Raw genomic sequence first — 15,956 nt, 5'->3', positions numbered from 1 at the left:
AATTCTAATGCAGTAAAATCCGAGCATCAATTGCTGCTGCCCCTTCGCCTTCGTAATATACGAGCAGAGGATTAATATCGATCTCCTCAAAATCGGGAAAATCAGTGACAAGCTGGGACAACCGCAATATACATTCCTTGATAATCTTCTTGTCCCGGGCCGGCTGACCCCGGAAAGGTTCAAGTAACTTATGTGCTCGAATCCCGCTGATCATCGATTCGGCAGAGAGATCGTTCACCGGTGCCACCCGGAACATCACATCCTTAAGCACCTCAACCATGATTCCGCCCAGTCCGAACATCAGCAAAGGTCCAAAGTGGGGATCGCGCTTCATTCCGATAATTGTCTCCAGACCGCCGGCTTTTGCCATCTGCTGCACCATCACTCCCCACAAATCTGCATCTGGTTTTCTTGACTTAACCTGTTCGAGCATCGACTGATAAGCCTGACGCAGGTCAGTTTCATTTTTAAGGTTCACTCGTACACCGCCAAAATCGGTCTTATGCAGAATATCAGGAGAAACGATTTTGATCACCACTGGATATCCGATCTTTTCCGCAGCCGCTACCGCCTCCTCCTCATTTTTTGTCAGCTCGAATTTTACCACCGGCAGACCGTAAGCACGAAGAACCTCATGACACTCAGGCTCGGATAGATATACCCTCGGCCGCTGCCGAGCCTGAGCAATAAGCTCCCTCACCCGTTTCTGGTTGACATCCGTATAATGAATTACCTCCCCTGGCGCCCGGCGGCTCATCCGGGAAAACTCCGCCATTGTTGCCATTGCCCGTGCCGCATTCTCGGGAAACTGGAAATGAGGAATCCGGCGCTTGAGCAGTGTTCGCCTGATCGCAGTGCTGTCCCCCATCGTCTGGATGCAGGCAAGGATCGGCTTATCGGTTTTTTCACTCTCTTCAACAATCACATTGGCAATATCAATCGCCTCGGCAACAACAGTTGGCGTCCAGATGGGAATGATACCGTCCACATTCTCATCTTGGATCAGAATACGGAATGCCGCACGGTAACGGCTAGCATCTCCATCGCCGATGATATCAACCGGGTTATTTGTATTAGCAGCCGCAGGCAATACCTTTTTCAGCTCCTCCCGTGTCCTGTCGCTTAGTTTTGCCAGTTTCAGTCCATTGCGGATACAGGCATCGGTCGCCATAATTCCGATACCGCCGGCATTAGTAATAATTGCCACCCGCGGTCCCTTCGGCGGTGGCTGATATGCCAGTGAGGCCGCCTTGGCAATCAGTTCGTTTACCGTATCCACCCGCAGCACCCGTGCTTGAGCAAAAAAGGCGTTATAAGCTTCATCTGAGCCAGCAAGCGCTCCGGTATGAGACGAAGCCGCCTTTGCCCCCTCACTCGTCCGCCCCGCCTTAATTGCCAGAATCGGTTTTGGGCGCTCGGGATGGGAAGTAATCTCCCGGGCAATACGCATAAACTCCGGCGGATTTGCGAGATCTTCAAGATAAAGGGCAATCACATCCGTCTCGGGATCATCTTTGAGATATTCCAATAAATCACACTCATTGATATCTGCCTTGTTGCCGATAGAAATAAACTTACACAGTCCGACCTCTTCAACTTCCGCATACTCCAGAGCATTTGCCCCAACCGCACCCGACTGAGAGATTAGCGCAATATTACCGTAGCGCGGTCTTATCCTGCCGAAGGTAGTGTTCAAACGGACTTCCGGACTGGTATTAATCATCCCGAAGCAGTTGGGTCCGACCAGCCTGATTCCCCAAGCCCGAGCACGCTCGCGCACTGCCTGCTCCAGTGCTGCACCGGTCGGTCCCAACTCCTTAAACCCTGCGGAAATCACAATTGCTCCCTTGACTTTCTTCTGTCCACACTCCGCCAGTACCGCGGGCACGGTCACTGCCGGCACAATCAGAATTGCCAGATCGATCTCATCCTCAATGTCCAGAATCGAAGGATAGGTTTTTACTCCGAGTACACTCTTCGCCTTCGGATTTACCGGATAGACAATACCCGTATAACCGTTGAACAGGATATTTGCAAAAAGCGCTCTGCCGACCGAACCTTCGCGATTAGATGCCCCAATCACTGCTACTGAACGGGGTTTGAAAATAAAATCAAGATTTACTCTGCTCATTTTTCGAACCTCAGCGTCAGAATATAAACTCCATCCTCCCACTTTGTCTCAAGCGGAAATCCTGCCTTGGTCACCAGACGGTAGGCACGGGTATTGGAATCAAGAACATACCCGACAAACCCCCTCACCCCTTTCATCCGTGCCACCCGGATGAGATGGTTGAACAGTGCGGTACCGATACCCCGGTTTTGATACTCATCCTGTACTTCAATTGCAAACTCGGCCAGTCCGCTCGATGGATCAACATAGTAACGGGTTGAACCCACAATGTGCTCATCGCCGTTTTTCCGGATCACCGCTACCAGCGCCATCTCCTTCTCATAATCAATATTGACAAATTTGCTCAGTTTTTCATGGGGCATCGCCTTGATATAACTGAAATAACGGTAAAAAACCGTATCCCGGGAAAAGGAATAAAACAATTCGCGCATCGCCGGTTCGTCGGTCGGCTTGATCGGCCGGATGAGGACCATCGTGCCATCCTGAAGCCTCACCTTGGTTTCAAACTCCTCCGGATAACGGGCAGCAACTAGGGACACCTCCGGCTGGTCCTGGTAGACATAGTGCCGTTCCTTTGCCTGACGCAGTAACTCAGCTCGAAACTTGGGATGGGCAATGGAAATCAGGGCGAGGGCCCGCTCTCTTATTGACCGGCCATGGAGATATGCCACTCCCCACTCGGTAACCACATAATGAACATCACCTCGGGAAGTAACCACTCCTGCGCCCTCGGAGAGTACCGGCACGATTCTGGAAAACTGATCATTATCGCGGGTTGACTTCAGAACAATAATCGGTTTACCATCCTTTGCCCGGGCTGCGCCACGAACAAAATCCAGCTGTCCCCCGATACCGGAATAGAACTTGTAGCCGATTGAATCGGCGCACACTTGACCGGTCAAATCAATCTCCAGCGCCGAATTAATGGAAACCATCTTCTCATTCTGTGCGATCACATACGGATCATTAGTGTAATCCACCGGATGAAATTCAAACATCGGGTTGTTATTAATGTAGTCATAAAGCCGCTGCGACCCCATACAGAATGAAGCAATAACCTTGCCCGGATGAAGTGTCTTCTTCCGGTTGTTAATGACACCGGCTTCAATCAGGTCAATAATGCCATCGGAAAAGACCTCAGTATGGACACCGAGATCCTTCTTGTCCTTCAGGTAAAATAGCAGGGCGTTTGGAATTCCGCCGTAACCGACCTGTATCGTTGCTCCATCCGGAATCAGATCCGCTACATTCTTGGCAATCCGCCGGGCAACCTCACTCTCACCGGGTGTAATAAATTCGTAAATTGGGGCATCATTCTCCACAAGAGCCTCAATCTGCGAAATGTGAATAAAACTGTCACCAAGCGTCCGTGGCATCCGTGGATTTACCTCAGCGATCACATGCTTTGCCACCTCCGCCGCCGGCTTGGTAATATCAACCGAAACCCCCAAACTACAGAATCCATGCTCATCGGGCGGAGTCACCTGAATCAATGCTACATCAATCGGGAGCCGGCCTGAACGCAGAAGCCGCGGTATTTCCGAAAGGAAAATCGGCGTATAATCAGCTCTACCCTCCTGAACCGCATCGCGTACATTGGCACTGATAAAAAACGAGTTTGCCCGATATTTGCCCGCAAGCGCCTCCTCGGCATAGGGTGCAACACCAAGTGTCAGCAGATGGGTTACCTCCACATCTTCCACCGGTCGGTCAGCCAGTGCCCGAACCAGCCGTTGGGGTGTACCGCAGGCAGAACCGATGAAAATACGGTCTCCTGGTTGCAGCACCTCGAGCGCCTGCGCTGCGCTCTTCAGTTTATGAGCATATTTTACTCGCCAGTCAGCAGTGCTCATACCTAAATTCCTCCTTATCATCAATTTCCTCGAAACGGTATTTGTCATTTTCATAATATATTCTGCCGGCGACCACCTCCGGATCATGCTCCAGAAAAGAAATCCAGCCTCCGGCAACCACCTGATTCAGCAGTTTCTCCTTCTGTTCCATGGAGTCAAGCGGAAAAAGGTCATAGCCCATAATATACGGCACCGGGATGTGGCCCCGGGTAGGAATTATATCCGACCAGAAAATGGCGGTGTCCTGTCCATTAGTGATCTTGACCACCTGCATACCACGAGTATGGCCGCCAGTATGAATCACCTCCACACCGGCAATAATTTCGCACGAACCATTTATTAATTCCAGTTGCCCTGACTCTTGGATGGGCAAAAAATTCTCCGGTAAATATGACGCCCGGGACCGCCGATTTGGCGCAACTGCTTCCTGCCACTCTGCTGACTGCACAATATATTGCGCTTCGGAAAAAGTAGGCACTACCTGATTTCCAACCCGCATCGTTGCCCCGCCGCAGTGGTCAAAGTGCAGATGGGTCAGAATCACCAAACTGATATCCCCTGGTTCAAACCCGGCATCTTTAAGGGCATCAAGCAAAGTGCAAGGTTTTTCAACTCGGTAGCGTTGGGCAAATTTTTCATCGTACTTATCTCCGATTCCGACATCAATCAGTATTCGCTCTTTAGGAGTAACCACCAGAAGCGGTCTCAATGCCAAACGAATCCGGTTATACTCATCCGGTGGATTATTTTTCTCCCACAAAGGCTTTGGTACCACACCGAACATTGCACCCCCATCAAGCCCGAAATACCCATCAAACAGCGGAATGAGCCGGAAGTCACCCATAACCATAACCGTTAATATTAACCGACATTCATATCAAAGTCAATTATTCAAAAAATCTGATAAAACTTGCATCTTTGAGGGTAATCGATTATACTGCCCAGTAACTCATGTTTAACATTATTATTGCCGGTATCGCCAGTATGCTTACCGACATATCCACCGAGATGGTTTATCCCCTGCTTCCGCTCTATCTTTCCTCCTTAGGTACACCACCGGCAATTCTCGGACTAATCGAAGGGATTGCCGAGAGTTCGGCATCCCTACTCAAACTCCTTTCGGGCAGAATTTCCGACCGCTTCCAGCGCCGTAAACTACTGGTACTCACCGGCTATTCCGGTTCCACCTTAGGCAAGCTGCTACTTTATCTGTCGGGAAACTGGATTTTGGTTTTCTTCGGCAGATTAATTGACCGAATCGGGAAAGGAATTCGCGTAGCCCCCCGGGACGCCATTATCGCTGATGCCTCAATCAATGGAACCCGCGGACGAGCATTCGGTCTGCACCGGGCCTTTGATACCTTGGGTGCCACTCTCGGTATCGCCATTGCGATTTTTCTTATCAGCCGCCTGCACGGCAACCCGGCTCTCCGCAATTACCAGCAAATCTTTCTGCTCTCAATTATGCCAGCACTGCTGGGCGTTTTCGTCCTCTTCTTTCTTAAAGAAACCCGCACAAAAAAACCAACTTCCCCGCCCGCGCTCAGGATCAAAAATCTGCCCCCTCCGCTGCGTCGCTTCCTACTCATAATCGGTATGTTCGCCATTGGCAACTCCTCCAATCAGTTTCTCCTGCTGCGAATGAGCCGGCTCGGCTGGTCTACTCTGAACATTCTGCTTCTTTATTTGCTTTATAATGTCAGCTATGCCACTTTTGCCTTTCCTGCCGGGAAAATAGCCGATCGGATCGGTAAACGGAAAATCCTTAGTGCCGGTTACCTTACTTACAGTGCAGTCTACTTCGGCTTTGCCCTGTTGAATAAAGGAACTGGTGTAGCTCTACCCTGTATCCTCTTTGTTGCCTATGGACTGTTCAGCGCTCTTACTGAAGGTCTGGAAAAAGCCCTGATCAGCGACATTGCTCCGGAAAACCAACGGGCGAGCATGCTGGGATTGCATGCGGCAATCACCGGTTTGGGACTGCTCGCAGCATCAATCCTTGCCGGGATCCTCTGGAATCTCTTCGGCCCGCGGGCACCTTTTGTCTTCAGTAGCCTACTGGGACTGTGTGCGGTCCTCGGGCTCCAGTTAGTAATTTCAGGACCCCAGATCAAATGACCCATCTTCTATGTTTATTATCTGAAATTTTCCCCCTTGCCAATTTTCTATTTCAAAGTATAATATAGATTAGTTATGAAATAACCGTTCCCCGTGAGCGACTATAAATTTAGCTTTTTTATTTAATTATGCTTTTTAAACGCTTCCGGATTATCAAAACTGCCCGAACACCTCCGGGCTGGCTGACGTCGTTATTCTGGTCTATCACCGCACTGGTAGGTATTAATGTCATTTTCATAGTGCTTACTAATGGTTATCACCTCACATTTCCCCCATGGGCTAAGTTAATCTTGCGCCTGTCGCTCATTACCGCCGGTTTGGGGACAATTGCCGAAATCTTCACCAAGCGGCTTGTTACTCCGGCTTTGCCGTTATCGCGGTTTCGGCAAATTTTTGACCTTGCGATCGCAATAATACTTATCCCGGCAGTTGTCTTCCAGCGTATGCTCATTCTCATTCTCGTACTCTATCAGGTGATCAATCTCACAGGTCTTTCCCGGTCTAGATTTCTGCCGGCAGTCCTAGGTAACATCCGGCAGCGACCGGTACGTATGCTGGTCATCAGCTTTCTGACGCTGATTGCTGCGGGAACTTTACTGCTTACATTCCCTGCTGCTACTACTGACGGCCGAGGCGCCGATATTCTTACCGCTCTATTTACCGCCACTTCTGCCACTTGTGTCACCGGACTGATTGTCAGGGATACGGGCACCTATTTTTCACATTTCGGCCAGCTGGTAATCCTAACACTAATTCAGCTGGGCGGACTGGGAATAATGACTTTTTATACAAGCATCGTCGTTCTGCTGGGTCAGCGCATGGGACTGCAGGAACGCCGGACAATGCAGGAGATTATCGAAGAAACCCGGGATATCGATATCGCCCGCATGGTCAGGTACGTTCTGCTCTTTACCCTGACGGCAGAGGGAATTGGAATGGTGATCCTTTTCCTCCGCTGGCTGTTTGTACTGGGCAGTCCGGGTCAGGCATTATACTTTGCAGCATTTCACTCGATTTCCGCCTTTTGTAATGCGGGTTTTTCCCTGTTCCCTGATTCGTTTATCCGTTTCCAGTCGGATCTGTGCATCAATCTTTGCATTATTACCCTCATTGTTCTTGGTGGACTCGGATTCCCGGTAGTAAATGAAATAATCAACCGTCAAAATTTACTCCGTTTCCCAAGGAATTTCCGTCAACTGTCAACTAATAATAGTCCCCGGCAGCTGCGACTGACTCTCCACTCCCGTATTGTATTAATCACGACTGCATTTCTAATTACCGGGGGTACTATACTATTCTTTTTCTTGGAATATGACAACACACTCCACAATCTGCCTCTAAGTACAAAACTGCTGGCAAGCTTATTTCAGTCAGTAACTGCCCGAACCGCAGGATTTAACACCGTGGGCCTCTCCAACCTCCATGGCGTAACGATATTCCTCTGGGCGATTCTAATGTTCATCGGCGCATCTCCCGGCGGCACCGGTGGCGGAGTAAAAACATCAACAATCGCTGTCCTGTTTCTTGCAATCCGTTCCCGGATCCGAGGCGAAGAGGAAATCGTCTATTTCCGGCGCACAATCCCAAAGGATGTTGTCTACCGGGCAATGGCAATAATTGCCCTCAGCTTGGGAATAATAGCACTGACCTACGCCGGACTACTTTTTCTTGAAAATCAGCGGTTTGAATCCCTGCTTTTTGAAGCTATCTCGGCTTTCGGTACGGTCGGCTTATCAATCGGCATCACTCCGGAGTTGAATATCATCGGGAAATTGCTCATAATAATTTTAATGTTTATTGGTAGAACTGGCCCACTAACTCTGACATTGGCTATGAGTGCTGCCAACAAGCATTCGATGATTACGTACCCGACCGCCCGAATCATCGTTGGGTAAAGGAGGATCAATGAAACAGTTTGCAGTTATCGGACTGGGCACTTTTGGTGCCCGGGTCGCCCGCGCACTGATGAAAAAGGGAGCAGAGGTTATCGCAATTGATTCTGACATAAAACGGGTCGAAGACATCAAGGACGATGTCACTCAGGCACTGTGTATTGATGCCACGGACGAAGATGCACTCAAGCAATCGGGTGTGCTGGATGTTGATGCCGTTATTGTAGCAATGGGTGAGCGAATGGAAGCGGCTATTATTGTCACATCTCTATTGAAACGGTTTGGTGCCGGTCAGGTAATCACCCGCGCTGCCTCTTCTCTTTATGCCCGAATTCTCAAGGATGTCGGTGCCGACCGTACAATTCTGATTGAAGAACAGATGGCCGATCAACTGGCAAAGTCACTTTTGACCCCAGACCTGTTGGAACAGATACCGCTTGCCTCAAATCACAGCCTAGCAGAAATTCATGCACCCCGGCATTTTATCGGCAAAAAACTCGGACAGCTCGACATCCGCCGGCGTTTCGGTGTCAATGTTATTGCGATCAAAAAAAGAATGCCTACTATCACCCCCGAAGGCGAAACTTCATATCAGGAGCAGATTAACGACCTTCCAGGCCCTGAAGATATCATTGAACAGGATGATATTCTGGTCGTCGTAGGACGGGATGGAGATATTGAACGCCTGACCCGCACAATCTAAGTGATATGATAATAACGCCATTTCATTCTATCCGAGGTAGAATTGCCTCGGGTATGCTCATTACTGCGCTGCTGATTCTGCCGGTGGTTCTCTTGGCACTTTATTATGTTGGCGAAATGAATCGCCTCGCGACAGTCATTGCCGAAACCGACGCCGAACTGCTACGTCAAGGCAATATCATTATCCACCACTTCCACGAGTTACGAACGGCGGAGCGTAACTTTATGCTTACCGGCGATTCGCAGTATCTGTCAACAGCCCGGCTTGCTTTGAATCAGTTAGTGGCCAGAAGTGAACGCAGCCGGCGTTTCGCTCCGGAACTCAAACCCCAATTTGATTCTCTGGTCATGGCACTCAGAACGTACAATTTAATGATCGATTCACTAGCCCAGTTTCGAACACTGCGTTTTTCAACAACTCCTGCCTTCGAACTGAATAGACTATGGGACCAAAGGCGCTTATTGATTGAACAGAGTTCAACACTTCCTGCTGATGCTGAAACAACCGCAGATTCAATACTGAATGTCATCAGCAAACTGGATCAGGAAATCGAATTTTATCAAATGCTGGGTGGCATGCAAACCATGTTTCATCAACGTCTGACCGATGTCAGCCGCGCAATCATTACTCTGGCAGAATCAATCACCTCCAGAGCAAATCAGCGAATAGCAGAACATAAAGCTCGGGTTACCCGACTCTTTATTTGGAGTCAACGGAACATTATCACTTCGGTTCTGATATTTTGCTGCCTTCTGATTTATCTGATCTTCACCCTGCCCCGTGCTGTCATCCTCCCGCTCAAACGGATGGCTAATGCACTGCATCGTGTGGAAAACGGCGATTTCGATGTCCGTATTACACTTGAAGCGCGTGATGAGCTGGGAAACCTTGCCCGGCAGTTGAACCGGGTATTCGTCCACCTGCGGGAACTGGATGAAATGAAGTCAAATCAGATCGTCGAGCTGGAACGCCGGTTCCGTCTCCTAGCATCCAACATCAAGGAAGGGGTCCTTGTTGTTGACCGGAATTTGAAAATAATCTATGTCAATCCTGCAGCCGAACCCCTGCTGGGCATTCACCCGGCTGAAGCAATCGGCAGGTCATGCGCTGAACTATCCAACCTCAAGCCATTTCTCCTTCACCTTCAACAACTGCTCTCCGGCGCTGCCAGCCATCAGGAATGTGAAATCATCCCTGCCTTTGCCAGTTCAGCCGTATGCTTTGAGGCACTCCGCAATCGAGAAGGAACGACAATTGCTGTCCTCGTCATCATCACCAATCCAGCTCCTCCGGAACCTTCGGAAGAAACTTCAAACTAACCGTCCTGCCTCTTGCGGGTGTAAACTACACGACGGGGAAATGGAATTTCAATTCCCGACTCATCAAACGCCTTTTTAATTTCCAGCCGGAGTTCCCGTTCCACGGCCCACTGCTCACCAGGCTTCACCTTGCAGATAACTCTAATCCGCACACCAGAATCGCCGAAATTCAGCAAACCCTGAACTTCAGGTCTATCTAAACACCGTTCGTGGTTTCGGGCATACCAGTTCTCAGCCACCAGCGCCGCCACTTTCATTCCCTGTTCGGCATTCTGTTCATAGGCCAGATCAAATGTAACCATCGCCCGCATGTAATCTCGATTCCTGTTTCCGAAACTGGTGAGCTCACCATTGGGTACGGTCCAGAGCGTGCCGTCAAACGCACGAATCTGGGTAACTCGCAAACCGATTTTCTCTACCGTTCCCTCAAGATTAGAGGTAACAACATAGTCGCCGGCGGCAATTGCTCCTTCAAACAGAGTGAAAAACCCGGAGATAAAATCCTTAACCAACGTCTGGGCACCGAAACCGATCGCCAACCCGAGTACACCAGCTCCGGCAATAATTGCCTTATAATCGACTCCTACTGCTCGGAGTATCAGAACAATAGCCAGAGCAAGAATTACATAACGAAAAAGACTCTGTATCAGCGGAACTACCGTCCGGTAATACCTCTCTTCCTTCTGCCGGAAAATCCGGCTGACTGCCAGATTAAACAGCTTGGTGACAAGCCAAGCACCGGTAACGATTATCAATGTATTGATAAATGCGCGCGTATAACTTAGTAATCGGCCCGGTCCAAAAAACTGTTCTGCCAGACTTTTCCCCAGCTCCTGCCACAACATATAATTATACTACTTCAATTGTTCCCGGTGGTCCCGAAATAACTTCCCCTACAACCGCTGTCATCACTCCCAGTCGTTGTGCCTTATCTTGAAATGAATGCACACTATCCGTCGGCAGCGAAATCAAAAGCCCGCCTGAACTCTCGGACTCCCAGAGCAGATTCCTTATTGGATCAGAAACTTTGTCTTTCCATTCCACCCATCTGCTGAACGAAGCCTCGTTCATGGCCACCCCGGAATTTACATATCTATCTGCCAGTTCCCTTACCCCGGGTAATATCGGTATCTCTCGGGAATAAACCCTTGCCCGAACTCCTGAAGCCTCTGCCATTTCCTGAAGATGCCCCAAAAAACCGTATCCGGTAATGTCGGTTGCTGCAGTGGCACCAAACTCAAGCATCAAGTCGCGGGCGGTCTTGTTTAAAAGCATCATCGACTCAACTGCTGTACGGTAGAGATCGGTGTCTACGGTTTCTTCGGTCATCATGATCTGAGCAAAAACCCCGGTACCCAAAGGTTTGGTCAGAACCAAGCGGTCGCCAATCCGGGCACCGGCATTGGTGATAATCTTATCGGGATCCACCCTGCCTGTAACTGACAGCCCGTATTTTATTTCTTTCTCATTAAATGTGTGTCCGCCAACTACTACTGCACCTGCCAGTTTTACCGTATCCTGTCCTCCCCGCAGAATTTCCCGAAGCACCGCCTTATCCATCGCAGCCGGAAAACCAACGATGTTCAGCACCGTAACAGGTTCTCCTCCCATCGCATAAATATCCGAAAGAGAATTGGCAGCTGCAATCTGCCCAAAGACATAGGGATCCTCTACCATCGGCGTCAAAATATCGACCGTCTGTACAAGTGCAAGTTCCGACTGAAGCAGAAAAACCCCTGCATCATCTGCGGTGCTGATACCAACCAGCAGTCGCGGGTCCGTGGGGACTTCCAGTCCCGAAAGTGCCTGCGCCAACTGCGCCTTACTTATTTTAGAAGCTCAACCCGCACAACTAACTGTTGCCAGTATACCACGTTTTGCCATTTTAGCTCCTTAAGCTGCCTAAGTCTTTACCCTGCTTTTAAGTACCCGGACATCGCCCTTGCGCTGGGTCAATCCGATACTATCAAAGTAATTCAAAAGCGGAATTGCATACTTTCGCGTTGTTTCCAGTGCCTGACGGAAATCGGTTGCTGCAAGCTCAGACTTCTCCTCCAACAGTCTCAACAACACTTTTTTTGCCTCGGAAACTGCCTGCGCATGCATCAAAATTCCGTCACCGAGATCAATAACCGTTCCAGATTCCACCAGTGCAAGTTTTACCCGCTGTGCAAGTTTATGGTCAACTCCGGAAAAAAGTTCGACTGGATCGGGCGGTATCCAGCGGGTCTCTTGCAAAATACGGGCAACCCAGTCAAACAGAACCTGCTCCTCCGGTTTCAACTGCAGCGTATGCCCCTTGAGCCGCACCCTGTCGCCATCAACTATTATCTCACCCTGCTGTTGCAGGTGATTTAATACCAGCTCAAACAGAACCGGAGGCAGTTGTCCGGCCTTCGTCCGAAGCTCCGACGATTTCATTCCCATGCGCAGCGGATTCTGCCGATGGAAATCGGCTAATATGCCAAGAACACTTGTCAGTGCCAAACGCAGGACTTCATTGTGAATCACATACCGCTTGCCTTCAAAATCCAGCGTCGCCGCCCGCTGACTGTCAATCAGCACCTGGAGCATATGACCGACCTGATCTTCGCTAACAGCCATCTGCCGCGCGATACCGCCTAAAGTCTTGATATCAAAACTGTTTTTCAGCAATAGCTGTTCCAGCAATGCACCCTGCTCACCTGCCTTAAGCTGCCTCAGCCGATTGATAACCGCTTCATCAAAACGCCGCAGCTTACTGCTGCCAATCTCGAGCACAACACCACCCCCCAGTGTGGCTAGTGGGGAAGCATACCTTAGGACATACCTATCGTTATAGTCGCAGACTATCGGTTTTTCAGTCCTCAATTGCACCAGCCCTTCATCCCCGGGGAGAAGTTCCTTTTTATCCAACAGACAGACCCGGCACATCACCTCAGCAGTTCCAATATGCAGATGGACCCGTGCCATATTGCGGAGTGCGATCGGAGAATCTTTCAAAAGATAAAGCGATGCTTGAATGTAACTGGACGGCTGGTAATATCCAGGAGTCACCACCACCTGACCACGATACACCTGATCCAGTTCCACTCCTTGGAGATTCAATGCTGCCCGTTCCCCGGTACCCGCCTGTACTACAGGCTGGTTGTGCCGTTGAATACCCCGGACTCTTGCGGCAATGCATTCAGGTAATATCTCAAGCCGGTCCCCAATCTTACAGCTCCCGGATAGCACAGTGCCGGCAACTACCACACCGAACCCTTTGATTGTAAAACAACGATCAATCGGCATCCGGAATACGCCCCGATCCGGTTTCCGTTCCACCTCCCGTGTCAGCTCAAGAATTCCCCGCTTCAAATCCTCAATTCCCTCGCCGGTACGGGCTGAGACCGCAAATACCGGGGCGTTTTCCAAAAATGATCCCCGGACCAGCTCCCGAACCTCATCTCTGACCAGCTCTACTAATGTACTATCGACCAGATCAATCTTGTTTATTACAATTATTCCCTTTTTAATTCCCAACAGCCGGCAAATTTCAAAATGCTCCTTTGTCTGAGGCATAACCCCATCATCAGCAGCAACCACCAGCATTACCATATCAATGGAACTCGCCCCTGCCAGCATATGACGCACAAACCGTTCATGACCCGGCACGTCGATAATTGTAATATCTTCGCCGAGAAAGGCAAAACCCAAGTCGGTGGTCATTCCCCGTTCCTGCTCCTCCTTCAAACGGTCCGGGTCAGTCCCGGTGAGTGCTTTAACCAAAGCGCTCTTACCGTGGTCAATGTGGCCGGCAGTACCCAAGACAAAATGCATTACAACCTCCGCCGTTCATCAGATCCGGGAATCCCCAACTCGGCCCGATACTTGGCAACTGTTCGGCGGGAAATCTTGATTCCCTCAACCTGCAACCGTTCACATATCTCTTCATCGCTCAAAGGACAACTTTTGTCCTCGGCGGCAATTAATGCCTGGATTTTCTCCTTGATTCCCGTACGCGCAACTCCACCAGTTCCCGTTTCAAAAAAATCTCTCAGTTTGAAGATGCCGAACTGCGTTTCCACATACTTACCGCTGATTGCCCTGGAGACCGTCGCAGGGTGAACCCCAAGATCCGTTGCAGCCTCCTTGAGCTTTGCCGGACGGAGAAACTGGGTCCCATGCTGAAGAAAAGGACCCTGCCGCCTAATTATCCAATCCATTAATCGCCGGAGCAGGCGCCGCCGGGATTCGATTGCCCTCAGAAACATTAATGCGTCACTTACCTTTTTCCGGGCAAATGCGACCGTTTCTGCCGGATAACCCTGAGGATGCTGAACTATTTCGACAAACCGTCGCGCCACCCTGATTCTGGGAATATAGCTATCCTGCTCTATCGCCACAAACTTGCCATCCTGCCACTCAATCGAAAAATCCGGCATCACATACTCTGGTGGCACAGAAGTAAACTGACGCCCCGGTCTGGGTTCTAACGACGAGATATTCTTTACCGCCTGCTCAACATTGCTGATATCAATTTGCAAAATGCCTGCCAATTTCCGGTAATTCTGTTGCATAACCAGTTCCCAGTGTTCCGAAAGCAGTCGGTATTCCAAACTAGTTTGATCATATCCCCTCAGATTCAACTGCTTGAGAAGGGCGGAGCGCATATCCGGACAACCGATACCCCCGGGGGGAATTCGCTGCAGCACCCCCAGCACCCGGTTAAGTTTCTCCAGTGATATTCCAGTTAATTCGGAAATTTTTCCCGGTGGCACAGAAAGAAATCCGTCCTCATCCAGCCATTCAACAATCTCCTCTGCAATATGAGTATCTTGGGGTTCAATTTCTGTCAAGAGTTTCGGAAGCAGGATATCATGATAGGTAATCCGGGCATCAGGAATGATCTCAGCTATGGCACTTTCCTTGCCTTCCTCGTCAGCCCCATAACCAGTAACCTCCCAGCTATCTTGCGGCAGAAGGTCGGCAATATCAAATTCCTCCGCCGGATCACCTCCCAAAACACCGCTTGGAACATCCGGCTCTTCAGAAATACCCGAAACCTCGGTTTCTGCTGAATCAAAGCTGGCATTCTCATCACCATCATCTACCATTTCCAGCGCTGGATTCTGCTCCAGCTCATTTTCAATCAACTGCTGCAGATCCAGACCTGGTAGCACCAAGAGTTTCAGGTTGAGCACCAATTGTGGAGTAAGCCGCGCTTCGGTGCGCAACTCATGCCGTTGTTCAAAGTTCATATCCGAAACCTCTCCCCCAAATATACCTGTCTTGCCTGCTCGTCCCGGACCAATTCCTCCGATGTCCCCGAAAGCAGCACCCGGGCATCATACATTACATATGCCCGATCGGTAATCTCCAGTGTTTCCCGGACATTATGATCAGTAATTAGAATGCCCAGCCCTTCGGCCTTCAGCCTTCTGATGATATCCTGAATCTCCGCCCGGACAATTGGGTCCACACCAGTAAACGGTTCATCCAGCAGCAGAAATAAAGGTCTTGAAGCCAGTGCTCTTGCTAGTTCCACCCGCCGCCGTTCGCCCCCGGAAAGACTGCTGGCACGCTGACGCCGGATACTGGTTATGTTGAGTTTGGTGAGCAAGCCATCGATTATCTGTTCCTGTTCAGCCCGTGAGATATTAAGCAGTTCCAGAATCACCCGGATATTATCCTCCACTGAAAGTTTCCGGAAAACCGAAGGCTCCTGAGAAAGGTAACCCAGACCTAACCGTGCCCGTTTATAAACCGGCAGATGGGTTATATCCACGCCATCGAGAAAAATTCTGCCGGAATCAGGGCGAATGAACCCGGTAATCATATGAAAAGTAGTGGTCTTGCCGGCACCATTGGGACCAAGAAGTCCGACCACCTCCTGCCGGTTAAGCTCCAGTGAAACCTCGTTGACTACCCTTCTGCCACCATAGGTCTTCACCAGCTCCTGGGCAACAAGCTTCATAT

At 49.9% G+C, this 15,956-nt stretch carries 12 protein-coding genes; 4 read left to right on the top strand and 8 right to left on the bottom strand.

Annotated features, from left to right (window positions below):
- Positions 1–4: 4 nt before the first annotated feature.
- From ABIK48_02500 to ABIK48_02490, 3 genes are read right to left on the bottom strand one after another with little or no spacing between them, the layout of a single operon-like run.
- Positions 5–2,131, bottom strand: coding sequence for an acetate--CoA ligase family protein (locus ABIK48_02500; protein MEO0021028.1), 2,127 nt, complete (start codon positions 2,129–2,131; stop codon positions 5–7).
- Positions 2,128–3,984 carry a GNAT family N-acetyltransferase gene (locus ABIK48_02495; GenBank protein MEO0021027.1) on the bottom strand — a complete coding sequence of 619 codons (1,857 nt, stop codon included), beginning with the start codon at positions 3,982–3,984 and terminating at the stop codon, positions 2,128–2,130. Before ABIK48_02495 ends, ABIK48_02500 begins: the two co-directional genes overlap by 4 nt.
- Positions 3,971–4,834 (bottom strand): MBL fold metallo-hydrolase, encoded by an 864-nt coding sequence (locus ABIK48_02490; GenBank protein ID MEO0021026.1) that lies wholly within the window; start codon positions 4,832–4,834, stop codon positions 3,971–3,973. Before ABIK48_02490 ends, ABIK48_02495 begins: the two co-directional genes overlap by 14 nt.
- Before the next feature lie 101 nt (positions 4,835–4,935).
- On the opposite strand from ABIK48_02490, the gene ABIK48_02485 reads away from it, so the two are divergent.
- The 4 genes from ABIK48_02485 to ABIK48_02470 all read left to right on the top strand — a co-directional run bounded on the left by ABIK48_02485 (position 4,936) and on the right by ABIK48_02470 (position 10,016).
- Positions 4,936–6,102 (top strand): MFS transporter, encoded by a 1,167-nt coding sequence (locus ABIK48_02485; protein MEO0021025.1) that lies wholly within the window; start codon positions 4,936–4,938, stop codon positions 6,100–6,102.
- A 128-nt stretch (positions 6,103–6,230) separates the two neighbouring features.
- Positions 6,231–7,997 (top strand): TrkH family potassium uptake protein, encoded by a 1,767-nt coding sequence (locus ABIK48_02480; GenBank protein ID MEO0021024.1) that lies wholly within the window; start codon positions 6,231–6,233, stop codon positions 7,995–7,997.
- A gap of 10 nt (positions 7,998–8,007) precedes the next feature.
- The gene (locus tag ABIK48_02475) at positions 8,008–8,697 is read left to right on the top strand and encodes a TrkA family potassium uptake protein (GenBank protein ID MEO0021023.1); all 690 of its coding nucleotides are present in this window, start codon (positions 8,008–8,010) and stop codon (positions 8,695–8,697) included.
- A 5-nt stretch (positions 8,698–8,702) separates the two neighbouring features.
- Positions 8,703–10,016, top strand: coding sequence for a HAMP domain-containing protein (locus ABIK48_02470; protein MEO0021022.1), 1,314 nt, complete (start codon positions 8,703–8,705; stop codon positions 10,014–10,016).
- Here ABIK48_02470 and ABIK48_02465 read toward each other — a convergent pair.
- From ABIK48_02465 to lptB, 5 genes are all read right to left on the bottom strand, one after another.
- The gene (locus tag ABIK48_02465) at positions 10,013–10,861 is read right to left on the bottom strand and encodes a mechanosensitive ion channel family protein (protein MEO0021021.1); all 849 of its coding nucleotides are present in this window, start codon (positions 10,859–10,861) and stop codon (positions 10,013–10,015) included. The genes ABIK48_02470 and ABIK48_02465 overlap by 4 nt on opposite strands.
- Before the next feature lie 4 nt (positions 10,862–10,865).
- Positions 10,866–11,846: a selenide, water dikinase SelD gene (selD, locus tag ABIK48_02460; protein MEO0021020.1), complete on the bottom strand. Its 981-nt coding sequence runs from the start codon at positions 11,844–11,846 to the stop codon at positions 10,866–10,868.
- Between the two features lie 72 nt (positions 11,847–11,918).
- The gene (selB, locus tag ABIK48_02455; GenBank protein ID MEO0021019.1) at positions 11,919–13,817 is read right to left on the bottom strand and encodes a selenocysteine-specific translation elongation factor; all 1,899 of its coding nucleotides are present in this window, start codon (positions 13,815–13,817) and stop codon (positions 11,919–11,921) included.
- The gene (gene rpoN / locus ABIK48_02450; GenBank protein ID MEO0021018.1) at positions 13,817–15,238 is read right to left on the bottom strand and encodes an RNA polymerase factor sigma-54; all 1,422 of its coding nucleotides are present in this window, start codon (positions 15,236–15,238) and stop codon (positions 13,817–13,819) included. Before rpoN ends, selB begins: the two co-directional genes overlap by 1 nt.
- On the bottom strand, positions 15,235–15,954 hold the full coding sequence (gene lptB, locus ABIK48_02445) for an LPS export ABC transporter ATP-binding protein (protein ID MEO0021017.1): 720 nt from the start codon (positions 15,952–15,954) through the stop codon (positions 15,235–15,237). Before lptB ends, rpoN begins: the two co-directional genes overlap by 4 nt.
- Positions 15,955–15,956: the final 2 nt, after the last annotated feature.

This window comes from candidate division WOR-3 bacterium (assembly GCA_039801085.1).
Taxonomy (GTDB): Bacteria; Hydrothermota; Tepidihabitantia; order Tepidihabitantales; family Tepidihabitantaceae; genus JAOABP01.
The sequence above is the reverse complement of the archived record's forward strand: the minus strand, read 5'-3'. Positions and strand labels throughout refer to the sequence as shown.

Excerpts from the sequence above, each read along its gene's own strand:
- ABIK48_02500 (MEO0021028.1), bottom strand. The coding sequence starts at position 2,131 with ATGAGCAGAGTAAATCTTGATTTTATTTTCAAACCCCGTTCAGTAGCA.
- ABIK48_02495 (MEO0021027.1), bottom strand. The coding sequence starts at position 3,984 with ATGAGCACTGCTGACTGGCGAGTAAAATATGCTCATAAACTGAAGAGC.
- ABIK48_02490 (MEO0021026.1), bottom strand. The coding sequence starts at position 4,834 with ATGGTTATGGGTGACTTCCGGCTCATTCCGCTGTTTGATGGGTATTTC.
- ABIK48_02485 (MEO0021025.1), top strand. The coding sequence starts at position 4,936 with ATGTTTAACATTATTATTGCCGGTATCGCCAGTATGCTTACCGACATA.
- ABIK48_02480 (MEO0021024.1), top strand. The coding sequence starts at position 6,231 with ATGCTTTTTAAACGCTTCCGGATTATCAAAACTGCCCGAACACCTCCG.
- ABIK48_02475 (MEO0021023.1), top strand. The coding sequence starts at position 8,008 with ATGAAACAGTTTGCAGTTATCGGACTGGGCACTTTTGGTGCCCGGGTC.
- ABIK48_02470 (MEO0021022.1), top strand. The coding sequence starts at position 8,703 with ATGATAATAACGCCATTTCATTCTATCCGAGGTAGAATTGCCTCGGGT.
- ABIK48_02465 (MEO0021021.1), bottom strand. The coding sequence starts at position 10,861 with ATGTTGTGGCAGGAGCTGGGGAAAAGTCTGGCAGAACAGTTTTTTGGA.
- selB (MEO0021019.1), bottom strand. The coding sequence starts at position 13,817 with ATGCATTTTGTCTTGGGTACTGCCGGCCACATTGACCACGGTAAGAGC.
- rpoN (MEO0021018.1), bottom strand. The coding sequence starts at position 15,238 with ATGAACTTTGAACAACGGCATGAGTTGCGCACCGAAGCGCGGCTTACT.
- lptB (MEO0021017.1), bottom strand. The coding sequence starts at position 15,954 with ATGAAGCTTGTTGCCCAGGAGCTGGTGAAGACCTATGGTGGCAGAAGG.